We start from the raw sequence: 22957 nt of genomic DNA on the forward strand, positions 1-22957 counted from the left end.
AATGAGTCCGGAGCTGTCGATCGTGTTGCTAGCCGTCGTGCTGCCGTTCGCCGCCGCGGGGGCGACGCCGCTTCTGTTCCGCGCGCTCGGCGAGCGAACGGGATACGTCGGCGCCGCCGTCGCGGCGGCCTGCTTCGGACTGCTCGCCACCCAGTACGGATCCGAGGGTGCCGTCGAACTCTCCTGGATCCCCTCGCTCGAGGTCGCGCTCCGGTTCTACGTCGACGGGTGGGCGCTGCTGTTCGCCCTGCTCGCGAGCGGGATCGGAACGCTCATCTTCGCGTACTCCGCGGCGTACATGCACGGCGAGTCGTCGCTGTCCCGGTACTACGCCGCCCTGCTCGCCTTCATGGGGTCGATTCTCGGCGTCGCGCTCGCGGCCGACCTGATCGCGATCTTCCTGTTCTGGGAACTGACCAGCCTCTGCTCGTTCGTTCTGATCGGCTACCACACCGACGACGAGGAGTCGGCCTACGCCGCCCGGATGGCGATGTTCGTCACCGTCGGCGGCGGCCTGTTCCTGCTGGTCGGCTTCCTGTTGCTCTCGCTGGCCGCCGGCGACGCCGTCGGCCCCGCGGCGGCGTTCGACCTCGCGGCGATGCTCGAGGAGCCCGACGCCGTGGCGACGGCGCTTCGCGATCGGGGGCTGTTCGTCCCCGCGCTCGGGCTGATCGCGGTCGGCGCGGCGGCCAAGTCCGCGCAGGTGCCGTTGCACTTCTGGCTGCCCAACGCCATGGCGGCGCCGACGCCCGTTTCGGCGTTTCTCCACTCCGCGACGATGGTGAAAGTCGGCGTCTACCTCGTCGGCCGGGTACGGCCGCTGTTCGCGGGCCCCGAGTGGCTTGTCCTGTTCGCGACGCTCGGGCTCGCGACGATGACCGTCTGTGCGATCCTCGCGGTCGCCTCCACGGACATCAAGGAGCTGCTGGCGTACTCGACGGCGAGTCACCTCGGGTTGATGATCGCCGGCTTCGGCTTCACCTCGGTGCTTGGCGCCGAAACGGGGGTCTTCCACCTGCTCAACCACGCGCTGTTCAAGGCCGCCCTCTTCCTCGTCGCCGGTATCGTCGCCCACGAGACCGGGACCAGACGGCTCGCGGAGCTGAGCGGCCTCCGGCGGGATCTCCCGGTGACCGCGCTCGTCGCCGCCGTCGTCGGCCTCAGCATGGCCGGCATCCCGCCGTTCAGCGGCTTCTACTCGAAGGAACTGCTGTTCGAGGCGGCCGTCGAGGCGGGTCACACCTACGACATCGGCGCCCTCGAGTGGCTCTACCCGGCCGTCGCCGTCTTCGGGAGCGTCTTCACCGTGCTCTACTCGCTGCGCTTTCTCGCGCTGTTCGTCGGGGAGCGACCGACCGCGCTCGGCGACGTCCACCGGCCGGCCGTACTGTTGGTGCTCCCGCCGGCCGTCCTCGCCGCGCTCACCGCCGTCGTCAGCGTCGACCCCGAGCTGGCGGTCCGGGCGATCGTCCAGTCGGGAGTCGACGCGACGGCCGTCGAGACCCACGAGATGCACGTTTCGCTGCCGACGGAGCTCTCCCCGGCCGTCGCGATGAGCGCCGTGACGATCGGGCTCGGGCTCCTCGCGTATCCGTTCTACGACCGGCTCCACCGGGGGATCCGTGCGGTCCTGGCCGCGGTACCGCCGATCGGGGCGAACTGGTGGTACGACGCGACCGTCGCCGCGCTCGCCGGGGGCGGCGCCCGGCTCGGGGACCGGGTCCACAACGGACTCCTCCGGACGTACGCGACGTGGACGCTGGCCGCGACCAGCCTGCTCGCGCTGTCGGGGTTCGCGGCGACGGGAACCCCGCTTCCCCTCGAGGTCGGGCTCGAAGCTCCGATCGCGGTCGCGCTCGTGTTGGTGGTCGCGGTCGTGGCGGGACTGGCCGTGGTCACCGCGCCCTCCCACGTCGCGGGCGTGCTCACGCTCTCGATCCTGGGCTTTATGATCGCGATCTTCTACATCCTCGCCAGCGCGCCCGACCTCGCGTTGACCCAGCTCGTCGTCGAGACGCTCGTGCTGGTGATCTTCCTGCTCGTGATCGAGGAGATCCCCCGGTACTACGAGGTCGACCTCGGTCGGGTCGTTCGCGACGCCGCACTCTCGACGCTCGTCGGCGCCACCGCGTTCGTCACGGTACTCGTTACGACCGACGCCCGCCCCGACGGAACGACCGCGATCGCGCGCTACTACGCGGAGCAGGCCGTTCCGGAGGGCGGCGGAACGAACATCGTCAACGTGATCCTCGTCGACTTCCGCGGTTTCGATACGCTGGGCGAACTCGTCGTCGTCGCGACCGCCGCCGTCTCGATCATCACGCTGATCGTCATGCGCCCCGACCGCACGAACACGGCCGACGACGCGACCGACTCGGCCGAGACTCGAGGTGAAACGGAGTGACGACGATCATCATGCGGACGACCACCCGCGTCGTCGTCCCGATCATTCTAGTCGTCGCCGTCTCCCTGTTCGTGGAGGGGCACAACCTCCCGGGGGGCGGGTTCATCGCGGGCGTGCTCACGACGACCGCCTTCGTGGTCGTCTACGTCGCGTTCGGGCTCGATTTCCTCGAGCGGGGCGTGCTCGGCCGCGAGGTCGAGCCCGGCAAGACCCCGTCGCGAGATCGGGTCGTCGCCGCCTACCGTCGACTGTTCGCGGTCGGGCTCGCGCTCGCGGTCGGCAGCGGGCTAGTGCCGCTCGTGCTCGGCTACCCGTTCCTCTCGCAGTCGTACGTCGTCCTCGAGGGGATCCCGATCTACCACCACCTCGAGGTGGCGAGCGCGCTGGCGTTCGACTTCGGGGTCTACTGCGTCGTCGTCGGCGGCCTGCTGACGATCCTCTCGGTGGTGGGAGCCGAATGACGGCGTTCGTCCTCGCGCTCGTCGTCGGCGCGCTGTTCGCGCTGGGCACGTTCCTGTTGCTGCGGCGGGACCTGATCAGGGTCGTCTGGGGGCTGGCTATCGTCAGCCAGGCGGCGAACGTCTACCTGCTGGCGATGGGCGGCATCGTCGAGGGCGGCTTCGAGACGGTTCCGGTGCTGGCCGGCCACGGCGAGGGCGCCCCGCAGACGGCCGACCCGCTGGTTCAGGCGCTGGTCCTGACCGCCATCGTCATCGGGTTCGGGATGACCGCGTTCGCGCTCGTGCTCTCCTATCGGGTGTACGAGGAACACGACACGCTCGACGCCTCCGAGCTGGGTGATCGCGGATGATCGCCCAGACCTCGGCCGAGACAGTCGTGATCGCGCCGATGCTGGTCGCTCTCGTCTCGGCCGTCGCCGCGCTTCTGGCGGGCCGTCGGCGGCGGGTTCGGAGCGTCGTGGCTCTCGGCGGCGTCGTCGGCTACGCGGTCGCCGTCGGTGCGCTGGCCTGGACCGTCGTCCTCGCGCCGGACGCACCGGGGATCGCGACCTACCAGGTCGGCGGGCTGGCGGCCCCGTTCGGGATCACGCTGGTCGCCGACGCCCTCTCGGCGTTTATGCTGTCGATGGTCGCGACGATCGCGCTCGCCTCGATCGTCTTCTCGCGGCGCTATGCCGCCCACTCCGGGTCGCGGACCTTCTACTACCCGCTGTGTTACTTCCTGCTGCTGGGCGTGACGGGGTCGTTCCTGACGGGCGACCTGTTCAACCTGTTCGTCTGGTTCGAGGTGATGTTGATGGCCAGCTACGTCTTCGTCGCCTACTACGGCGGCCCCCAACACACTCGAGCGGCGTTCTGGTACGTCGCGCTCAACCTGCTGGCCTCGGCCGTCTTCCTGCTCGGAGTCGGCGGGATCTACGCGGTGACGGGCACCCTCAACATGGCCGACCTCGCCCGGCGACTGGCCGACCCCGCGGCCTACGGGATCGATCCCGTCCCGGTCGTCGGGCTGTTCGCGCTGTTGCTGTCGGTGTTCGCCATCAAGGCCGGGCTCGTCCCGTTCCAGTTCTGGATCCCCACCGCCTACCGGGCCGCGCCCCCGCCGATCACCGCCCTCTTGGTGGGGGCGACGAAAAAGGTCGGCATCTACGCCATCGTCCGGCTCTCGTTCACCGTGCTCGCCGGCGCCCAGATCGGGGTCTCCCTCGAGCTACCGATCCCGGGACTCGGCGTCGCCGGCGACTCCCCACTGGCGTTCGTCGGCGCCGCCCTGTTCGTCATGGCCGCCGCCAGCATCCTCGTCGGCGGGCTCGGCGCCGTCGGCCGGGACTCGATCGAGGGCGTCCTCGCGTACTCGAGCATCGGCCAGATCGGCTTCATCGCGATCCCCGTCGCGATCGCGGCGACGACGACCTCGAGCGGGCTCCGCCAGGTCGCGATCGTCGCCGCGCTCGTCTACGCGCTCAACCACACGCTGGCGAAGGGGCTGCTCTTCCTCGCGGTCGGCGCCGTCCGGAGCGCCACCGGAACGAGCCGCCTCGCCGAACTGGGCGGGCTCGCGGGGCGGTCGCCGCCGCTCGCGATCGCCTTCTTCGTCGGCTCGCTCGCGCTCGTGGGCATCCCCCCGCTGTCGGGCTTCTTCGGGAAGTTCCTCGTGTTCGACGCCGCGGCTCGAGCGGGATCGGCGCCGGTACTCGGACTGTTGCTGGGCGGCTCGCTGCTGACGATCGCGTACGCGACGCGGGTGTGGAACCGGAGCTTCTGGGGGGCCCGAACCCCGGCGGTCGACGAGGCGACCGTCGACCCGGTGCAGGTCGCCGTCGTCCTCGCGCTCGCGGGGGCGATCCTCGCCGTCGGCGTCGGCTTCGAACCCGTCTACCGGTTCGCCGAACTCGCCGCGGAGGCCGCGCTCGACGCGGAGGGGTACGTCGAGGCGGTCGACCCCGGAGGTGAGCTCGAGTGAGAGTTCGCGCCTGGCCCGTCGCGGGCGTGGCCTTCGGCGTGCTGTGGGTCTTCGTCCGGGGGAGCACCCTCGAGCCGACGACGCTGCTCGGGCAGTTCCTCGGGGGGCTGGCCGTCGGGCTCCCGATCGCCTACCTCTTCCGTCGGCTCTACGTCGACCGCGTCGATCTCGGCCGGCTGCTGGGGGTCTCGCCGGCTGTGGCGGGCTATCTCGGCGCGTTCGGATGGGAGCTCGTCCGCGCGAACGTCGACGTGGCCTACCGAGTGCTGTCGCCGGGGATGCCGATCGAGCCCGACGTGATCCTGGTGCCGCTGCGCGTCGAGTCCGCCGCCGCGGTCACGGTCATCGCCAACAGCATCACGATCACGCCGGGGACGGTCACCCTGGACCACGACGGCGACGCGAACGCGCTGTACGTCCACGTGATCGACGGCCGCGCCCCCGCCGACGTCGCCGCGCCGATCCGAAGCTGGGAGGACTACGCCCTCGAGATCTTCGACGAACGTCGGTCGCCGACCGACCCGGAACCGGACATCGTCACCGGGCGCGAGGCCGAGGACCGGGCGCGAGAGCGGGGCGTCGAGCCGGAGTCCGAACGGAGGTCGAGCGACGATGAGTGAGGATCCCGCCTTCCTCGAGTGGACGGTCCGCGCGGCGCTGATCCTCGTCGCCGGGCTCTGCGTGCTCTGTAGCTACCGAGTCATCCGGGGGCCGACGACGCCGGATCGGGTCGTCGCGCTCGACGCCATCGCCACGAACGTCGTCGCGATCGCCGTCCTGTTCGCGCTCCAGACGGGCCGGGGGCTGTTCGTCACGGTGAGCCTGGTGCTCGCGATCATCGGCTTCATCGCGACCGTCGTCGTCGCGAAGTTCGTTACCGAGGGGGAGATCATCGAATGATCCGGGCGATCGCCGTCGCCGCGCTCGTGGTCGTCGGGGTCTTCTTCCTGACGGTGGGCACGATCGGCCTGCTCCGGTTCCCGAACGTCTACAACCGAATGCACGCGACGAGCAAACCGACGACGCTCGGGACGGCCGCGATCTTCCTGGCCGGCTTCGTCCAGTTCGGTCCGGGCGCGGAGGGGCTCACCGCGCTCATCGGAATCGCCTTCCTGCTGTTGACCGTACCGACCGGCGCCCACATGATCGCCCGCGCCGCCCAGCGCAGCGGCGTCCCGTTCACGGGAAGCGTCGTCTGGCCCGAGCCGCCGTCGACGGACGAGTCGGCGGACGACGAGAACTCGGACGACTGACCGCGCACGAAACGGGCACTCGCCGCCCGAGCGCCTCGCTCACGGGTCCCGCTCGAGCTCTCGGTCGACGCCGCGATCTCGCCGCGCGCTCCCGCGACGCCAGCGCTCGGCGTCCTCGAGGGTCTCGGTTTCGAGCAGTCGGTCGAGTTTCCGCTCGAACTGGTCGTCGGTCAACTCGCCCGCCGCGTAGCGATCCCGGAGCGTCTCGAGGGCGTCCCGGCCGTCGGTCGGCGTCGAGGAGGCCGCGTCGGCGTCGGATTGTGCTTCCTCGGTCGAACTCGACGTGCTCCACCAGCCGTCCCACCACTCGCGTCGATCCGCCTCGTCGCCGAACAGCAGCGCCACCAGCGGAACGACGGCCACGTATCCGAACAGCAAGACCGGGAGCCAGAGGCCGTCGCCGCCCGGAAGGAACAGGAGCGCGAGCCAGAGTCCGGTGACTCCCATCGTCGCGACCTCCGTCGCGTTCTCGCGTAACCGGGTCCTCGGATCGTCGCTCACGTGGACTCCTGCGTGCGGAACGGGCAAAGTACTTCCTGCCCGCTCGCCGACGGGCCGTAAACGAGCGTCGCCACTGGCCGGTTGTGCCGACGACGGAGAAGGGCGCGATTACGCGAGCGTCTCGCCGAGGGCCTCGAGGGCGGCCTCCTGGACGGCGTCGCGCTCGCCGGGCAGGAACTCGACGTGGCCGTCCCGGCCGCCGACGACGTGAACGCCGCCGTTTGGCACGCGTTCGGCGATCGCACTCCCGAGGTCGCGGACGTCGACCCGTTCGGTCGTGCGAACGTGGAGTTCGTCGTCGCCGACGCCGAGCGTGGCGACCGACTCCTCGCGCTCGCGGCGGTGGAGCGCGTCGAGCAGCAGGATCGTCGTCGGGAAGTCGTAGCGGTGGGTGAACGCGTCGGTGTCGAGCACCGTCACGGTCAGCCCGTCGACCTCCCGAGTCGTGCGATTCTCGCGGGCGGTCTCGAGTTCTGTCTCGAGTTTGTCGCGGAACTGCTCGGAGACGTGGGCCGCGAGGTCGGCGTTGCCGTCGAACAGCAGGTCGGCGATGAGTTCGCGTTTGTCCTTGTAGCTCTGGTAGAACGCCTCGAGCGCGACGGCCTCGCGGCGCTCGGAGAGATCGGTCTCGTCGTAGCCGGCCTCGGCGGCGACCTCGAGGTACGTCTCGGGGGCGTCCTCCCAGTAGCTGACCGCCGGCAGGTGCTCGAGGTCGGCGCGGACGTCGTCGTTGACGTGGGCGGCGACGTTCGCCGCGAGGGCGGTCGAGGTCACGTCGGCGACGTCGGCGCCGGCCAGCGAGGGCGCGACGGCGGCGGTCACCGCGTCGACGACCTCCTCGTCGGCGCGGCTGTCGTCGACGACCAGCGCCTCGGCGCCGTACAGCGAGAGCAGTTCGTAGCCGTCGACGGACTCGACGGTCGAGCCGGCGCCGACGAGCACGACCAGCGGGAGCTGCTCGTCGTGGCGGTCGCGGGCCTCGAGCATGGAGGTGACGTCGTCGGTTGCGGCGTCCATGTCGTAGACCCGTCCCTCGAGCGGTCGGCGCTCGAAGTAGTGGTACTCGGCGTCCTCGCGGGTGTGTTTCTCGCGGATCAGCGGGAGCGCGGCGCGCTCGATAGCGGCGCCGGCGACGTAGCCGTCGGCGGTCGCGGCGTGGCGCACGACGACGGGACGGGCCTCCATGACCGCGCGGCGGATCGCCGTCGCGGCGTCGCCGATCTCGGCCTCGACGGCCGCGACCGCGTCGTGGTCGGCCAGCGGGGCGACGTCGGCCGGTCGGGCCTCGCGCTCGATCGCGGTCTCGAGGCGGTCGACGACGGTCTCGCGGGCCTCGTCCTCGAGGACCTCGAGGGTCTCGGTTTCGACCTGCAGGTCGCCGTGGTGGCGCTCGATCTCGCCCTCGAGGGCGACGACGTCCTCGACGTCGACGTCGGGGTAGGCCCGGACGCCGGCCTCCTCGAAGGCCGCGCACTCGACGGTGGCGGTCTCGTCGCGCAGTTCGAAGACCGTCGGACCGGAGGTCTGGCGGACGCCGGTGATCTCGCCCTCGAGACGCACGACGCTGCCGACCTGGTTGCCGATCGAGTCGATCGTCGTGCGCTTGAGCGCGGGCTCGGCCTCGGGTTCGGCGTCGGCGGCGTCGTCGGTCGCCGGGGTCGACACCGCGGTTTCCGCGGCGACGGAACCGCTCTCGGCCGCGACCGTATCGGCGCCGCCCGTCGACGGGCTCGACTCGTCGCTCGGGCCGGTATCGTCGGCGCTCGCGGCGGTCTCGGGCGCAGGTTCGGGCTCGGCGTCGGAGTCGTCGGCCGAATCGTCGTCGGAATCGTCGTCGCCGTCGTCCTCGAGCTCCTCGGGGAGGAACTCGTCGTCGGCCGTCTCGATCAGGTGGCCGCGGAACTCCCGTTCGCGCTGGCGGATCGACCAGCCCAGATCGACGTTGCCGTTGTCCCGAACGTCGAGCACCTGGACGAACACCTCGTCGCCGGGCTCCCAGTCGAGGCTCTCGAGTCGCTTGTCCAGTTCGCTTCTGTGCAACAGACCGGTTACGTGGTCGCCGATATCGACGAACACGCCGAAATCGGCGTAGCCGTCGACGGTGCCCCGGTAGTAGCGACCGGGGGTGAGCTGCGAGGGCGCGGTGCCGCGGAACTCGAAGACCGCGTCCTCCTCGTGACTCTGGCAGATCTCGCCGTCGACAGACGTGCCGCAGATGATACAGTTACCCATCTACACGAACCAAGCAGTTTCGCCCTAAAACGGTTGTCGGAATGCGATCGGGGCGGCACCGACCGATTCGTCGGCCGAACCCGCTCCGGATCGACCGTCGCTCACTCGAAGACCGGGGAATCGTCCTCGAGAGCCTCGACGTCCTCGACGATCTTCCGGACGTCCTCGGGAAACAGCGACACCTGCACCTCGTTGCCGTCCTCGTCCTCGAAGACCAGCTTGACCCGCTTGTCGCCGAACTCGCGGGCCTCGGCCTCCTCGACGTCGAACAGCTTGACCGTCGCGGACTTGTTCGTCGGACCGACGTTCTTGATCGATCCCTCGTTCAGTTCGACCATGAACTCCTCGAGCGAAAGCGAGAGCATACTCGCCGTAGGAACCCCGGACAAAAAACGCCACGGCATCGGACCGCGGGTTGCCGGTTCGCCGACGCGCCGTCGCCGCCCGCAGTCGCGGACTCCACGGCAGCTCCTGCGACCAGCTTTAAGACGATCTCCGCCCAACCGTTGGCCTGCTATGGAACTCACCTGGCACGGCCACTCGACGTGGCGCGTCACCGTCGGCGACACCGACCTGCTGATCGACCCGTTCTTCGACAACCCGAAGACGGACCTCGAGCCCGCCGAGGTCGACGACCCCGACTACGTACTGCTCACCCACGGCCACGCCGACCACATCGCCGACGCGGGCGAGTTCAGCGACGCGACGCTGGTTGCGACCCCCGAGCTCGTCTCCTACTGCGAGGAGGAGTTCGGTTTCGAGGACGCCGTCGGCGGGATGGGGATGAACCTCGGCGGCACCGTCGAGTGTGACGACGCGTTCGTCACGATGGTTCGAGCCGACCACACCAACGGGATCATGACCGAGTACGACGTCGACGCGGGGATGCCCGCCGGCTTCGTGATCTCCGATACGAAGCCGACGCAAGTGTCGGACGAGGAGTCGACGGCGTTCTACCACGCCGGCGACACCTCGTTGATGACCGAGATGCGCGAGGTGATCGGTCCGTACCTCGAGCCCGACGCCGCCGCGGTGCCGATGGGCGACCACTTCACGATGGGGCCCTGGCAGGCCGCCGTCGCCGTCGACTGGCTCGACGTCGATCACGCGTTCCCCCAGCACTACGACACGTTCCCGCCGATCGAGCAGGACCCCGAGGAGTTCGAGAGCGAGGTCGCCGCCGCGGGCAGCGACGCCGAGGTCCACGTCCCCGAGGCCGACGAGCCGTTCGAACTCGAGAGCTGAGCCGAGACGGCCGCCACACCTCGCTCGAGCGTGAACGACCGCGTTCGTTCCTCGAACCGGACGATGTTGACGGCGAGAACAACGTTTACGACTCCCGCTGTGGTTGTTTCCACTGCGATGTCGAAACAAGTCACCACCGTCTCCGAGGAGGGGTTCAGCGCGACGAACGAGATCGGCGAGTTCGAGACGACGATCGACGCCGAGGGCGAAGAGGCGCCGGACACCCTCGAGAGCCTGCTGGCGGCGTACGCGTCCTGCTACGTGCCCGCGCTTCGCGTCGGGGGTCAGCAGCGCGACGCCGGCGACCTCGGTCGGATCGAGATCGAGTCGACGGGCGAGCTCAACGACGACGACAAGCTCGAGTCGGTCCACTTCGACATCCGCGTCGAGGCCGACGTCGACGACGATACCGGCCAGGAGGTCATCGACCGGGCGTTCGAGCTCTGTAAGGTCCACGACGCCCTGAAGGACAGCCTTCACGCCGACACCGACTTCGAGGGCGGCGCCTTCTAGCGTCGAGACCGGTTTTTCGTCGACGTCACGGGCGGAATCGGTCGTCGATACCTCCGCGAGCGGGCCGTCCGACTGCGGTACGGCAGAACCGATCGCCGGTCGCGTCGCTGTTCGAAGCGAGCGGAAAGGGAAGGAAGCCGCAGAACGGAAGCGGGTCTGACCCCCCTGATCACGGTGACTGTCTTGGGGTGAACGGAAGCGGGGTCGAACCCTCCACGTCGAAGGTGATCTCCGGGGACGGAAGCGGGGTAGACTTCCTGATTCGAAGATGGGGCCTTCGATGCACGGCAGCGGGCTACGGATGTATTTCGGTACGTCCGACCGCTGCCTACTTCTCCGTAGTGGGGATACCGCATTAGAGGTACCGCCAACATACATTGGTATTTATACGATCGACGACGAGAAACGGGCCGCGGTCGGTCCAATCGACGGTAGATTCAAGCCCCGATCGCGAGAGGTAGTCGCCATGCTACGCTCGTTCGAAGGCACGGAACCGCGGGTCGCCGACTCGGCCCGCGTCGACGAGAGCGCGGTCGTCATCGGCGACGTCGTCGTCGAGGCCGACGCCAGCGTCTGGCCGAACGTCACCCTTCGGGGCGATCACGGTCGGATCGTCGTCGGCGAGGGCGCGAACGTCCAGGACAACGCCGTCCTCCACGAGGACGCCGAACTCGAAGCCTACGCCACCGTCGGTCACAGCGCGATCGTCCACGACGCGACCGTCGGCGAGCGCGCCCTAATCGGAATGAACGCCGTCGTCCTCGACGGCGCCCGGATCGGGGAGGGTGCCGTGGTCGCGGCCGGGAGCGTCGTCACGGAGGGCACCGTGGTCGAACCCTCGACGCTCGTCGCCGGGGCGCCCGCGGAACCGAAAACCGAGGTCGACGACCCCCACCTCGAGAAGACGGCCGACCGGTACGTCGAGCTCGCGACCCGCCACGCCGAGGGCTCGGAGCGGCTGGACTGACTCGGCGCCCGCAGCCCCTCGAGGAGCGACGCCCGACGGGGAAACGCTGATACGCGCACCCGCGCAATCGACGGCCATGAGCGACACCTCGTGGACGGACCGGATCGTCGGCGAACGGATGACCGTCGATCAGGAGTTCTCACAGCGCGTCCAGGACTCGCGGTTCTCGAGCCAGCAGTGGAGCCTGATCATGACGGCCACGGAGTTCGAGATCGAGGACGCCGACGACCCCGACCGGGCCCGGATCGTCGCCGACACCGAGAAGGTCGACCAGATCATCCCCGAACTCGAGAACGTCGACCGGCAGATGGGCGCGATGGGCGGCCAGGGCGGCGGTGGCGGCCCCACGAGCTCGTCGGGCGGCGTCCTCGATTCGATCCTCGGCGCGCTCGGACTCGGCGGGGACGGCGGCGACGACCGGGAGGAGAAGCTCCGGGCGGCCGAACAGCTCACCCAGGAGTACGCCCAGGAGCTTCAGACGCAACTCGAGTCGAAGGGGCGGTGGGACTCGGTCCGCCGGGCTGCGGCCGACGGCTGACCGTTAGCCCGCGTGAAAGAGCGTGAGCTCGCTCGTCTCGTAGATGTTGATCAGCTCGGTGACGAGCTCGTCGTAGGACTCGTCCTCGACGCGTAGCCCGTCCAGCCGTTCGATCGTCTCCGCCTCGAGTTCGACGGGAGGCATACCTCCCGGTTCGTCACCGAGGGCCAAAAGCATCGCGGGTGTCGGTACCACACCGCTCGGCCCGACGAGTCACAGCACCTTTAGGTACGCCCCCCGTCGGTCGGAGTATGACCGACGACGTCGACACGATCACGCTCACGATTTCGACCGACGACGGCGCGACCGACGAGGTGGCGCTCCCCGCCGGACTCGTCGACCTCCTCGCGGAAGGCGACCAGGACTCGGCCGAGACCGTCGGCGACATCGCCCTGCTGTCGTTCGCCAGCCGCGCCCACCACTTCGTCCACCACGGCGAGGGGACGGATCCGGAACTCGAGGCCCAGGAGGAACGGATCATGGAGCTGTTCGAGGAGCGGTTCGGACAGACCTTCGCCGAGGCAACCGGACACCAGCACTGACCGTCGGGACCGTTCCGTTCTCGCGTCGGCGATCGCCGACGTCCCGTAAACCGAAGTTTTAATCACAGTTTACGTGCGTCGTGACGTATGGCAACCGAACGAAGCGACGTCGACCTCGTCGACGCCGGCGTCGTCGGCGCGTTCGCCCGCGCGGCGCTGCTGGCGACGCTGCTGGGGGCGGCGGCGCCGATCGCGATCCCGATCCCGTTCTCGCCGGCGCCGATCACGCTGCAGGTCCTGTTCGTCTTTCTGGCGGGGCTGTTACTCGGTCCCGTCTGGGGGCCCGCCTCGATACTACTCTATCTCGCCGCCGGCGGGATCGGACTCCCGGTGTTCGCCGGGATGAGCGGCGGGCTCGGCGTCCTCGTCGCCGAGTCAGCCGGCTACCTCTGGTCGTACCCCATAGCTGCGGGCCTGATCGGGCTGCTCGTCCACCGCGGCACCGACCTGCGCGATCCCGCCGCGGTCTCGACGGCGGTTGTCGTCGCCGCGCTCGTCGCCGCGACGGCGCTGATCTACGCGATGGGCGTCGGCTACATGGCCTGGCTGCTCGAGCTCGAGCTCTGGGAGGCGGTTACCGTCGGCGCCTTGCCGTTCGTTCCCGGGGAGGTGCTGAAGATCGCCGCCGCGGTCGCGATCGTCGAGAGCGGTCGAATCGACACGCTCGACGCCTGATCCCTCATGATCGAGTTCCGTTCCGTCACCTTCGGCTTCGCGGACGTCCCGATCCTCGAGGGCGTCTCCCGATCGATCCACGACGGGCAGTTCGTCGTCCTCGCGGGGGCTAACGGCAGCGGGAAGACGACCCTGCTGCGACACTGCAACGGCCTCCTGACGCCCGACGATGGATCGGTGCTGGTCGACGGCGTCGACGTCGCAGCGGATCCGATCGCCGCGCGCACGAGCGTCGGGATGGTCTTCCAGCACCCCCGCGACCAGTTCGTCGCCGCGACCGTCGGCGACGACGTCGCCTTCGGCCCGGAGAACCTCGGCCTCGAGCGCGCCGAGATCGACCGCCGCGTCGCGGCGGCCCTCGAGGCGGTGAACCTGCGAGGACGCGCCGACGAACGGATCGAGACGCTCTCGGGCGGCGAGCAGTCCCGGGTCGCCATCGCGGGTGCGCTCGCGATGGAGCCGACCCACCTGGTGCTCGACGAACCCTTCACCGGACTGGACGAGCCCGCGCGCCGATCCGTGCTCGACCGACTCGAGGCGCTGGCCGCCGACGGCACCGGAGTGTTGCTCGCGACCCACGACCTCCGGGACGTTCTCGGGCTCGCCGACCGCGTGCTCGCGATGACCGACGGCCGCATCGTCGTCGACGACCCGCCCGCTCGCGCCGCCGACTCCCTCGAGGGACTCCCCGTTCGGGTGCCGCGAGCGCGCGGGCGGCCCGACAGCCGATGCTGACCTACGAACCCGGCGACACGGTCGTCCACGCGCTCGACCCCCGGGCCAAGCTGGCGGTTCAGATCGGATTCGCGACGACCGCCCTCGCGCACGCGACGCCGCGGGCGCTGGCCGGGCTCACCGCGTTCGCGCTCGCCGCGCTCGGCCTCGCGCAGGTGCGGCCGCTGCGGACGCTGTACGCCTACCGGTTCGCGCTCGCGATCCTCGCGGTCGGCCCCCTCGTCGCGGCCGCGACGCTCGGTCCGCCGTGGGTCGACCTCGAGGCGGGACTGGCCACCGCGCTGGCGGGTTACCGGGTGTTGCTCGTCCTGCTCGTCAGCGCCGTCTACGTCCGGACCACGCCGATTCGGGACTCCCGGGCGGCGATCCAGCGGACGGTTCCCGGGAAGCCCGGCCAGCTGGTCGGCGTCGGCGTCGCGCTCGTGTTCCGATTCCTGCCAGTCGTCCGCTCGGATCTGCGAACGATCCGCGACGCGATGGCCGCACGCCTCGGCACCGAACGGAGCGCCCGCGAGCGCGCGACGACGACCGCGATGAACGGGCTCTCGCGGACGTTCGCCCGCGCCGACCGACTCTCGCTCGCGCTGCGAGCCAGGTGTTTTTCGTGGAACCCGACGCTGCCCGAACTCGCGTTCTCCCGACGGGACGCGCCTGCGCTGGGAATCGCCGTCGCGCTGACGGCGACGGCGTTCCTGTGACCGCCCCAAAGCCCGTACTGGGTCCTCGAGCGGCCGTCAAACGAAGTATTGGCCGGGCCGGAATCATTAACCCGCCTCGGGACGACGGCACACACGAATGGAGCTGCGCCCCGGCGACATGGTTCGCGTCCGTTCGGAGCAACTTCCCGACGCGATCAGGCGGGAGCTCGACCCCGAACCGGGAACCGCCGTCGGTCGGGTTCTCGAGGCGAGCGACGTCTCGCTGGTCGACCTCGAGTGGTCGGTCGACTACGCGAGCGGGGCCGTGATGGACGGCGTGCTCCCGAAGCGCCGCAGCGACCTGCTCCGTCTCCCGTCCGACGCCCTCGAGAAGATCGGTCGCGACGAGTACGTCGCCCGTCGAACTCGCTGACGGAACGCTCCGTGAACACCCGCACCGGAGTCGGAATGCCGGACATCGCGGTTCCGAGTCGATCGTCGACTCCGTAACGGTGCCGAACGTCGAGCGCAGCGAGCCTCCTTTACGTGCCGAGAAGCAATCGTACACGGGAGTTGGTGATCCGTTACGAAGAGGACCACAGCACGGCCGTACCCTGCTCTGAGCGGTCAGAACGCACGTTCGACTCGCTCGAAGGAAGCCGTTTGGAGAGGAAAAGCCGGTGGAGGGATTTGAACCCTCGACCTAATCCTTACGAAGGATTCGCTCTGCCAGTCTGAGCTACACCGGCACACTCGTGGTGTGCAATTACGGATAAGGCCGATACCAGTCATAAGGATTGCGAATCGCTTCGGTCCTGGAACGAGTTCACACGACCCTCGAGTCGGCGAGTGGACTCCTCTGTGTAGACTGACGCGTCCTCATCCGACGCTGTGGAAACATCTGTAATCTGTCTACTCTATCGATACATATCTAATCTGTCGTGAGATTGCGATCGGGACCGTTTTCAGGTACTCGATAGTCGGGGAAGACGAAGCCGGGTTACGGACCGATATGACCCGTGTATGAGGGAATCGATGAAGAGCGACCCGGTCATCCGATACTCCTGGTAGTGAGGTCGAGGATCGAATTCGTACTGGTTTATCGGCGCTCTACACGCATATGGGGGCGCTGTAACGGTATTTGGCTTCCGAAGGAGACAAGACTAGTATCTGAGAAAGTATATTATATTAGTATAGAAATAGAGAATGATATATCGAGGATAGAATCGATCACGCCCGACGGAGCAACGACAGCGTTCGATCGGCTCGAGCTGCGCGGATAGCGTTATAAATGATTACAAACATATGATTGTAAGTAAATCTAGAATAGTTCGGTCTACAGCGCGTCGGGTTTCTCCAGAACGGCCGTCTCGTCGCGTTCTCCGCCAAAAGAGGGTGATCCGGTATCCTTATACAAGGATAGTGATCACACGACGATAATGCTCGAGAACAGTTCCGTCAACCTGGTCTGGTTGTTCGGACCGTTCGCGGCGTATCTAGTGATGCTCGGCGTGTACTACGTCTGGGAGGGACGACGGGAGAAGCGACTCCGGCGGCGCTACGAGGAGGCGGAGCATGGCCGGTAACGGAATCGCCGGCTCGGCCGGGGTCTGGGTCCTCGGGGCGTTCGCGACGTACCTCCTCGTTCTCCTCGGTATCGGATTCTACTCCTCGCGACTCATGGACTCCGTCGACGACTACGTCATCGGCGGGCGAAGCATCGGTCCCGTCGTCACGGGATTCTCCGAGCGAGCATCGGAGATGAGCGGCTGGCTCACGCTCGGCGTCCCCAGCGACGCGTTCGGAACGGGCGTGATGGCCTTCTACAACGGTCTCGGGATGATTCCCGCCGATCTGTTCGCGTGGGCCGGGCTCGCGAAACGCCTCCGGAAGTACACGGAGATCGTCAAAGCGGTCACGCTGCCGACCTTCTTCGAGACGCGCCTGCAAGACGACACCGGACGCGTCAAGGGGGTCTCCGCGTTCGTCCTGATGATCTTCGAGGGCGGCTACGTGGGGGCCCAGATCGTCGCCGCGGGGACGCTGCTGGAGGTCCTCACCGGCGTCGAGACGCTGGTCGGGATCCTCGCGGGCGGAGTCATCGTCGTCGGCTACACGATCCTCGGCGGCTACTTCGCCGTCGCGTGGTCCGACTACTTCCAGGGCGCGATCATCCTGCTCGCGTTCATCCTCCTGCCCGTGATCGCGTTCGCCAACTACGGGCTTCCCTTCGACGAGCTCGCGGCCGCGGGGAGTTCGTACGCGAGCGCCACGGCTGGCATGACCGGTTGGGCCGCGATCTTCGGCATCATCAGCTACGCCGCCATCGGGCTCGGTATCCCCGGAAATCCGCACGTGATGGTCCGGTTTATGGGGATCGACGAAGTGAAGAACATCCGCCTCGCGGCGCTGGTCGCCCAGCTGTTCATGTTCGTCGCCTACATCGGCGCCGGGTTCGTCGGACTGTACGCGCTGGTCGCCTTCGGTCAGGGCGGCATCGACGATCCGAACAACGTCATGCCGATGCTCACGCTCGAGTTCTTCCCGGGCGCCGTCGCGGGGATCATCCTGGCGGCGGCCCTCGCCGCGATGATGTCCAGCGCGGACTCCCAGCTGCTGGTCGCGACCAGCGCCATCGTCGAGGACGTCTACCACGGGTACGTCAATCCGAACGCGAGCCAGGCGAAACTCGTTCGGTACTCTCAGTTCGTGACGCTCGGGCTCGGCTCGGCGAGCATCGCCTTCGCGTACCTGGCGAGAAACACGCCGATCTACACGCTCGTTCTCGACTACGCCTGGGGTGGTCTCGGAGCGGCCATCGGTCCGACGCTTATCGCCGCGCTGTGGTGGAAACGCACCACCGCCGAGGGCGCCGTCGCGAGCATGATCGTCGGCACGGCGACGATGATCCTGTGGACCCAGCTATCGATCGTCGTCGACGCGGTCGGGCTCTCGAGCGCGATCGAGGGGTCGCCGTTCCTCTCCGGTCTCGTCGGGGTGTACGGGCTGTTCCCGGCGTTTGTGCTCTCGACGGCGACGCTGATCGGCGTCTCCCTGGCCACGCGCCCGCCCGAAGGCGTCGACGACCACTTCGACGTGTTCGACAAACCGCTCTCGGCGCTCTCGAGCGGCGATACCCCGACGGGGGCCCCGGAGTACGTCACCGACGGCGGCCGCGACGTGGACCCGAAAGCGGTCACGGAGACCGATAACGTTCGCGCACACGTCGCCGCCAGCGGCTACTGGGAGGAGGGCGACGAGTAGATGACCGACGCGCACCGCCCCGGACGGCGGGATGCGTCCGCGTCCCTCGAGGACGACTGCGGTCGCTGCGAGCGTGCGGACCTGCCCGTGATCAGCCCGACGGTGACCCGCGGCGACGTCGACTCGACCGGTCGCGTCGGCGCCGTCGCGTACCCGTATCGGATCTACGACGCGGCCGCCACCGTCGACCGACCGCTGATCGCGGATCGCGAGATCGAGTACGTCGTCAGCGTCGACCGCTCCCGCCGACTCGCGGTTCGCGCGGATACGGTTCCGGAAACGACGGACCGAACGGTCGACGACGTTCTCGTCATCCCGTCGGAGCTCTCCGACGACCAGTCCCGCGAGAAGGCCGAGGACGCCGTGTTCAACTGGACGCTCCGAACGGTCGCCGTTAGCTCCGCGCCGGACGTGCGTTTCGAGCGCTCCGTCGACGCCTACAAGCTGTACTGGCTCGCGTCCCGACCCGAGGGCGACGTCATCGTCGACAGCGTCCGCGCCACCGAATCGCCGCTCGAGGACTGAGGCCCCGCGCCGACGACCCGATGCTCGCTCGAAACGAAGGCGGGATCTCGCGGCCGTCGGTATCGTCCCGTGATCGCCCGAAGAAACGTATCCGAACACTGTCTATTCTACAATAGTGATTGATATATTACCTGTTTCGAAGGGACGTCTCGTGTGGACACCCGCGGTAGCGAAAGGTCGTGTTTGACGTATAAATCGGAGTGGAAGTGAAACACCGACACGCAATCGAGGAAGAGATGGAAAGAATGGATCCGTTCCGGCTTTCGAACGGGACGTTCGGCACGGCTGCCTCGAGAGTCAGTGCTGGCTTCCGTCGACGGGAACCAGAGGGAGCGCTACCGGGGTACGCGTCGCGTTTTCGAATCGGGCGCGGCGGGTAACGCGTCGGGGATCGATGTAGAGTGACGGAATTCGTGTCCCTAGTCGGTCATTCTCTGCCGAATGATATCTTTCGGCGGAGCGGTTCGGCAGGTCCGAGCGCGATCCGCGCGAACGCGCGCCCGCTCGAGCGACGCTATCGCTCGAGGCGGACGTCCAGACAGACGTTCAGTTCGTGGGGGGCGTACGACCTGACCACGTGCCGGGTCTCGACGGTCACCTCGTACTCGGACTCGGCGGCCTCGCGGATCGCGCGCTCGCCGGGGCCGAACGGGTCGTCCTCGTGCTGGATGTCGTAGTAGTGCAGCGTGCAGTCGTCGCCCGCGGCCGTGACAGCCGACTCGAGAAAGGCGTTGGCGCTGTGAGGCAGGTTCATTACGATCCTGTCGGCCCAGTTCTCGTACTCGGGGGCGACCTCGCGGACGTCGTCGCAGATCGGCGTGACGCGGTCCTCGACGCCGTTTCGCCGGGCGTTCTCCCGGAGGTACTCGATCGCGGTCTCGTTGACGTCGACGCCGACGCAGTCGGCGCCGCGCTTGGCGAACGGGATTACGAACGGCCCGACGCCGGCAAACATGTCGAACGCCCGCTCCTCGCTCGACGCTCGCGGGCTCCGCCCGCTCGCGCGTTCCGAGGCGTCTGACGCCTCGCTGCCCACCTGCTCGGCGACGCGGTGACGTTCGGTCGCCAGCCGCGGCGAGAAGTACACCTCGGCGAGATCCAGCGCGAACTCGCAGCCGTACTCGCGGTGGACGACCTCGGTCCCCTCGCCCGCCAGCAGTTCCCAGTCACGAACCCGGGTCTCGCCTTTGACCTTCGATGCCTTGTTCAGGACCGTCTCGACGGGAAGATCCGACTCGAGGATCGCCTCGGCGATCGCCCGCGCGCGATCCGGATCGTCCTCGTCGAGCAGGGCGGCTCGCCCGAGGCGCTCGTAGGACGGTTCGAACGACAGTAGGTCGGCGGGAGTCGTCTGGCTCCGGCGCTCGTCGACGGTTCGCTCGACGACCTCGTACCCGTCGGGAACCGCGTCGGGATCGCGGACGGGAACGTAGAGCCACCCGTCCGCGACGGCGATCTCGTAGTCGTCGTCGATCAGGTCCGCCTCGGCGAGGGTCGCTCGCGTTCGTTCCCCCTCCTCGCGCTCGACGCGGACGCAGGGCACCTCCATACCGTCCACTCGCCGTCCGCGGCTCCTAACGCTGACGCTTCCGGCGCCGGACTCGAAAGGTTATAACGGCCGCTCGCGCTACCGGCGGCTATGCTCACCTTCATCGGACTCGGACTCTACGACGAGCGATCGATCACCGTCGAGGGCCGCGAGGCGCTGCGGGCGGCCGACCGCGCTTACGCCGAGTTCTACACCAGCGAGCTGCTCGGAACGACCGTCGCGGATCTCGAGTCCGCACACGACGTCTCGATCGAGGTCCGGGATCGGGCGGGCGTCGAACGGGAGCCCGAGGAGATGCTCGCGGCCGCCGAAAGCGAGGACGTCGCCTTTCTGACAGCGGGTGACACGATGATCTCGACGACCCACGTCGACCTCCGATTGCGGGCTCACGACCGGGGGATCGAGACGCGGGTGATCCACGGCGTAACCGCCCAGACGGCCGCCAGCTCGCTGACGGGGCTCCAGAACTACCGGTTCGGAAAGGCGACGACGCTCCCGTTCCCGTACGCCCACGGCGCGGACGGGTTGCCGGCGAGCGTCACCGAGACGATCGACGCGAACCGCGCCGACGGCCTTCACACCGTCGTTTATCTGGATATTAAAGCCGAGCGCGGCGAGTACATGACCGCGGACACCGGCGCCGAACTCCTGGCCGACGTCTACCCCGAACTCGTCGGCGTCGTCGTCGCGCGAGCCGGCAGCCCGGCCCCGCTCGTCGCGGCGGGACGGATGCGCGAGCTCGCAGAGCGGTCGTTCGGCGACCCGCTGCACCTGCTGGTCGTCCCCGGCGAGTGTCACCTCCTCGAGGCCGACGCGCTCGTCGAACTCGCCGGAGCCGAGGAAGACGCCCTCGACGTCGCGTAGGAAACCGCCAGCGAGAGCGGAGATTAGCGATCGGATAAGACCCGAATACAGATCGATCCCGGATACAGTCGTTTCAGGAAGAGTATTTAGTATCTCTATTAACAAGTATACAGGTACGGAAAGTTCAGATCACACATGGATAACGGCAACAACGCAGGATACGGATCGTCCAGACGGCGACTGCTGGCCGCCGTCGGTGCATCGTCGGCGACCCTCGCCGGCTGTACGGACTTCCTCTCCGAGGAGGAAAGCGGCGACTCCGGAAACGGCAACGACTCCGACGGCGGGAACGGCGGCGACTCCGGAAACGGCAACGACTCCGACGACGGTGGGAACAGTGGCGGAGAGACGCTGTGGCCGGCGATCGACGACGGAGAGCTGCTGGCGGACTTCGAAGAGGAACCGACGCGGCGTACCGGGGAGCTCTCGATGTCGGCCGACGAGGCGCGACGAGGGTCCCAGGCCGCCGTCGTCGAGGACGAGAGCGGCGAATCGGCGGGACTGACCGTCTACTTCTCGGACGGGATCGATCTCACCGACGGCGACGTCTCGTTCGCGGCGAAACCCGAGGGCGCGAACCGGATCGTCGTCGAGTTCATCGCGCCGGGACGGCAGAGCCGACTCACGACCGTCCGGCTCCTGCCCGACGAGTACACCGGTTGGCTCCGGCTCGACTGCGGATACGAGCACAAACCGGCCGGCGAGCCGGACCTGTCGAACGTCACCGCGATCAACATCCTCGCGACCAACGACGGGCGGCCGATCAAGCTGGTCGTCGACGACCTCCGCAAGACCGACTCCGTCGACAACGGGAAGGCCATCCTTCTCCTTCAGGGGGGATACGACTCCCAGTACGAGATCGCCGCCGACATGCTCGAGGAACGCGGCTGGGCCGCGGCCGTCCCGGTCAACCCCGAGGCGATCGGCGCCGAGGGGAGGATGGACGTCACCCAGCTACAGGAGCTTCGCGACCGCGGGTGGGACGTCTGTCCGAACCCGGGCGTGACGATGCCGCTGTCGGACATGCCGAAGGACCGACAGCGCACGGTCCTCGAGAACGCCAAGGCGACGCTCGAGGAGCGCGGTTTCGAGAACGGCGCGCGCCACCTGCTGGTCCCCGACGATCGGATGGACCAGACGACCCACGAGGTCGTCAGGGACGTCTACGACACCGCGTACCTGTTCGGCTCGTGTCCGAACATCATGCCCCCGACCGCACAGCACATGCTTTCACACGTCTGGGGGCCCTCGCTCCACAGCGGCGTCCGACGCCACGTCAACCTCGCCGACCAGTACAACCAGCTCACGGTCCTGCGGATGCAGGAGATCGTGGACACGGACGAGCCCGAGGGTGACGAGATGACCCTCGACGAGTTCGAGCACCTGCTCAACCACCTCGAGAACCGGGGGCTCGACGTCATCACGCCCTCGGACCTCGTCGACGGCTCCTACGGCGGAGAGGGCGCCGACGGCGGGACCGACGGGAGCGCCGAGCGACCCGAAGGGACCATCTTCGAGGCGGGCCAGTCTCACGGGCTCGACGGCAACGGCTCCGGGAGCGAGACCGTCGAACTCGACGAGGGACTCGTCGTGGCGGAGTTCTCCCACGAGGGCAACGGCGACTTCGTCGTCGAACTCGACGGCGACGTCCTGACGGCGGCGTCCGGATCGACGACGGGCGAATCGGTCGCGACCGTCGGCGGCGGCACCGCGGAGTTCGCCGTCGAGGCCGACGGCTCCTGGTCGATCGAGATCACCCAGCCGGCGGTACACGCCGACGACCTCGAGGAGCTTCCGGTCGAACGCTCCGGCAGCGGTTCGGGGTACGTGGGCCCGCTCTGGACCGAGGGCGGCGTCTCCCTCTCGCCGACCCACGACGGTGACGGCACGTTCATCGTCGACGGCTACGGCGCCGACGGCAGCCGGGAGCAGATCGTCAACAAGACCGGATCGTTCGACAACTCCCGATCCTACGCCGCCGGCGGAACGGTCTGGATCAACGTCGAGGCCGACGGCGACTGGACGCTCGGCGCCGATCCGTCCTGATCCGCTCGTCGGCTCGTCGGACGGACGCGTTCTACCCCGCGG

The 22957-nt window shown here is 68.3% G+C and carries 26 protein-coding genes and 1 tRNA gene; 21 read left to right on the forward strand and 6 right to left on the reverse strand.

Annotated elements, in window-relative coordinates; genetic code table 11:
* Position 1: 1 nt before the first annotated feature.
* Genes mbhE through mnhG form a run of 7 tightly spaced genes read left to right on the forward strand, consistent with a single transcriptional unit; the run spans position 2 to position 6081 of the window.
* Entirely contained in the window at positions 2 to 2404 is a 2403-nt protein-coding gene (mbhE, locus tag C492_RS12415) for a hydrogen gas-evolving membrane-bound hydrogenase subunit E (protein ID WP_008424049.1), read from the forward strand.
* The gene (locus C492_RS12420; RefSeq protein WP_008424051.1) at positions 2401 to 2865 is read left to right on the forward strand and encodes an MnhB domain-containing protein; all 465 of its coding nucleotides are present in this window, start codon (positions 2401 to 2403) and stop codon (positions 2863 to 2865) included. The genes mbhE and C492_RS12420 overlap by 4 nt, the downstream gene beginning before the upstream one ends.
* Positions 2862 to 3215 carry a sodium:proton antiporter gene (locus C492_RS12425; protein WP_008424053.1) on the forward strand — a complete coding sequence of 118 codons (354 nt, stop codon included), beginning with the start codon at positions 2862 to 2864 and terminating at the stop codon, positions 3213 to 3215. The genes C492_RS12420 and C492_RS12425 overlap by 4 nt, the downstream gene beginning before the upstream one ends.
* On the forward strand, positions 3212 to 4828 hold the full coding sequence (locus tag C492_RS12430; RefSeq protein WP_008424055.1) for a Na+/H+ antiporter subunit D: 1617 nt from the start codon (positions 3212 to 3214) through the stop codon (positions 4826 to 4828). The genes C492_RS12425 and C492_RS12430 overlap by 4 nt, the downstream gene beginning before the upstream one ends.
* The gene (locus C492_RS12435; RefSeq protein ID WP_008424057.1) at positions 4825 to 5448 is read left to right on the forward strand and encodes a Na+/H+ antiporter subunit E; all 624 of its coding nucleotides are present in this window, start codon (positions 4825 to 4827) and stop codon (positions 5446 to 5448) included. The genes C492_RS12430 and C492_RS12435 overlap by 4 nt, the downstream gene beginning before the upstream one ends.
* On the forward strand, positions 5441 to 5728 hold the full coding sequence (locus tag C492_RS12440; RefSeq protein ID WP_008424058.1) for a monovalent cation/H+ antiporter complex subunit F: 288 nt from the start codon (positions 5441 to 5443) through the stop codon (positions 5726 to 5728). Before C492_RS12435 ends, C492_RS12440 begins: the two co-directional genes overlap by 8 nt.
* Positions 5725 to 6081 carry a monovalent cation/H(+) antiporter subunit G gene (mnhG, locus tag C492_RS12445; RefSeq protein WP_008424060.1) on the forward strand — a complete coding sequence of 119 codons (357 nt, stop codon included), beginning with the start codon at positions 5725 to 5727 and terminating at the stop codon, positions 6079 to 6081. The genes C492_RS12440 and mnhG overlap by 4 nt, the downstream gene beginning before the upstream one ends.
* Before the next feature lie 39 nt (positions 6082 to 6120).
* Here mnhG and C492_RS12450 read toward each other — a convergent pair whose 3' ends face one another.
* From C492_RS12450 to C492_RS12460, 3 genes are all read right to left on the reverse strand, one after another.
* Positions 6121 to 6582, reverse strand: a complete 462-nt coding sequence (locus C492_RS12450; RefSeq protein ID WP_008424062.1) for an SHOCT domain-containing protein — start codon at positions 6580 to 6582, stop codon at positions 6121 to 6123.
* A 108-nt stretch (positions 6583 to 6690) separates the two neighbouring features.
* Positions 6691 to 8814 carry a DHH family phosphoesterase gene (locus C492_RS12455; RefSeq protein ID WP_008424063.1) on the reverse strand — a complete coding sequence of 708 codons (2124 nt, stop codon included), beginning with the start codon at positions 8812 to 8814 and terminating at the stop codon, positions 6691 to 6693.
* Positions 8815 to 8915: 101 nt separating this feature from the next.
* Entirely contained in the window at positions 8916 to 9179 is a 264-nt protein-coding gene (locus C492_RS12460) for a hypothetical protein (protein ID WP_008424064.1), read from the reverse strand.
* Between the two features lie 151 nt (positions 9180 to 9330).
* Here C492_RS12460 and C492_RS12465 point away from each other — a divergent pair, with 151 nt between their 5' ends.
* The 4 genes from C492_RS12465 (at position 9331) to C492_RS12480 (ending at position 12077) form a co-directional block, all read left to right on the forward strand.
* A complete protein-coding gene (locus C492_RS12465) occupies positions 9331 to 10059 on the forward strand; it encodes a metal-dependent hydrolase (RefSeq protein WP_008424066.1) in 729 nt (242 codons plus the stop codon).
* A gap of 117 nt (positions 10060 to 10176) precedes the next feature.
* Positions 10177 to 10572 carry an OsmC family protein gene (locus tag C492_RS12470; protein WP_008424068.1) on the forward strand — a complete coding sequence of 132 codons (396 nt, stop codon included), beginning with the start codon at positions 10177 to 10179 and terminating at the stop codon, positions 10570 to 10572.
* A 466-nt stretch (positions 10573 to 11038) separates the two neighbouring features.
* Positions 11039 to 11539, forward strand: coding sequence for a gamma carbonic anhydrase family protein (locus C492_RS12475; RefSeq protein ID WP_008424069.1), 501 nt, complete (start codon positions 11039 to 11041; stop codon positions 11537 to 11539).
* Between the two features lie 76 nt (positions 11540 to 11615).
* Positions 11616 to 12077, forward strand: a complete 462-nt coding sequence (locus C492_RS12480) for a DUF5799 family protein (RefSeq protein ID WP_008424071.1) — start codon at positions 11616 to 11618, stop codon at positions 12075 to 12077.
* Between the two features lie 3 nt (positions 12078 to 12080).
* Here C492_RS12480 and C492_RS24645 read toward each other — a convergent pair whose 3' ends face one another.
* On the reverse strand, positions 12081 to 12221 hold the full coding sequence (locus C492_RS24645) for a DUF7557 family protein (RefSeq protein ID WP_008424073.1): 141 nt from the start codon (positions 12219 to 12221) through the stop codon (positions 12081 to 12083).
* A gap of 107 nt (positions 12222 to 12328) precedes the next feature.
* Here C492_RS24645 and C492_RS12485 point away from each other — a divergent pair, with 107 nt between their 5' ends.
* The 5 genes from C492_RS12485 (at position 12329) to C492_RS12505 (ending at position 15100) form a co-directional block, all read left to right on the forward strand.
* Entirely contained in the window at positions 12329 to 12619 is a 291-nt protein-coding gene (locus tag C492_RS12485; protein ID WP_008424075.1) for a DUF7545 family protein, read from the forward strand.
* An 87-nt stretch (positions 12620 to 12706) separates the two neighbouring features.
* Positions 12707 to 13294, forward strand: a complete 588-nt coding sequence (locus tag C492_RS12490; RefSeq protein ID WP_008424077.1) for a biotin transporter BioY — start codon at positions 12707 to 12709, stop codon at positions 13292 to 13294.
* Between the two features lie 6 nt (positions 13295 to 13300).
* Positions 13301 to 14029 carry an energy-coupling factor ABC transporter ATP-binding protein gene (locus tag C492_RS12495; protein ID WP_008424078.1) on the forward strand — a complete coding sequence of 243 codons (729 nt, stop codon included), beginning with the start codon at positions 13301 to 13303 and terminating at the stop codon, positions 14027 to 14029.
* Positions 14023 to 14727, forward strand: coding sequence for an energy-coupling factor transporter transmembrane component T family protein (locus C492_RS12500; protein ID WP_008424080.1), 705 nt, complete (start codon positions 14023 to 14025; stop codon positions 14725 to 14727). Before C492_RS12495 ends, C492_RS12500 begins: the two co-directional genes overlap by 7 nt.
* Before the next feature lie 97 nt (positions 14728 to 14824).
* Complete coding sequence (locus C492_RS12505; RefSeq protein ID WP_008424082.1) at positions 14825 to 15100, forward strand: hypothetical protein; 276 nt, start codon at positions 14825 to 14827, stop codon at positions 15098 to 15100.
* A gap of 242 nt (positions 15101 to 15342) precedes the next feature.
* On the opposite strand, the gene C492_RS12510 is transcribed toward C492_RS12505, so the two are convergent.
* Positions 15343 to 15416 (reverse strand) — tRNA-Thr (locus C492_RS12510).
* Between the two features lie 690 nt (positions 15417 to 16106).
* On the opposite strand from C492_RS12510, the gene C492_RS24650 reads away from it, so the two are divergent.
* From C492_RS24650 to C492_RS12520, 3 genes are read left to right on the forward strand one after another with little or no spacing between them, the layout of a single operon-like run.
* A complete protein-coding gene (locus tag C492_RS24650) occupies positions 16107 to 16253 on the forward strand; it encodes a hypothetical protein (protein ID WP_008424084.1) in 147 nt (48 codons plus the stop codon).
* Complete coding sequence (locus C492_RS12515) at positions 16243 to 17931, forward strand: sodium/proline symporter (protein ID WP_008424086.1); 1689 nt, start codon at positions 16243 to 16245, stop codon at positions 17929 to 17931. Before C492_RS24650 ends, C492_RS12515 begins: the two co-directional genes overlap by 11 nt.
* Positions 17932 to 18456: a hypothetical protein gene (locus C492_RS12520; protein WP_008424088.1), complete on the forward strand. Its 525-nt coding sequence runs from the start codon at positions 17932 to 17934 to the stop codon at positions 18454 to 18456. It begins immediately after the preceding gene.
* 514 nt (positions 18457 to 18970) lie between these two features.
* Here C492_RS12520 and C492_RS12525 read toward each other — a convergent pair.
* Positions 18971 to 20005: a class I SAM-dependent methyltransferase gene (locus C492_RS12525; protein ID WP_008424090.1), complete on the reverse strand. Its 1035-nt coding sequence runs from the start codon at positions 20003 to 20005 to the stop codon at positions 18971 to 18973.
* 90 nt (positions 20006 to 20095) lie between these two features.
* Between C492_RS12525 and dph5 the strand changes: the two genes are divergently transcribed.
* Together dph5 and C492_RS12535 are read left to right on the forward strand one after the other, a co-directional pair.
* The gene (dph5, locus tag C492_RS12530; protein WP_008424092.1) at positions 20096 to 20869 is read left to right on the forward strand and encodes a diphthine synthase; all 774 of its coding nucleotides are present in this window, start codon (positions 20096 to 20098) and stop codon (positions 20867 to 20869) included.
* A gap of 135 nt (positions 20870 to 21004) precedes the next feature.
* Positions 21005 to 22915 carry a polysaccharide deacetylase family protein gene (locus tag C492_RS12535; RefSeq protein WP_008424094.1) on the forward strand — a complete coding sequence of 637 codons (1911 nt, stop codon included), beginning with the start codon at positions 21005 to 21007 and terminating at the stop codon, positions 22913 to 22915.
* Positions 22916 to 22957 lie beyond the last annotated feature (42 nt).

The sequence above is a fragment of the Natronococcus jeotgali DSM 18795 genome (assembly GCF_000337695.1).
Classification (GTDB): Archaea; Halobacteriota; Halobacteria; order Halobacteriales; family Natrialbaceae; genus Natronococcus; species Natronococcus jeotgali.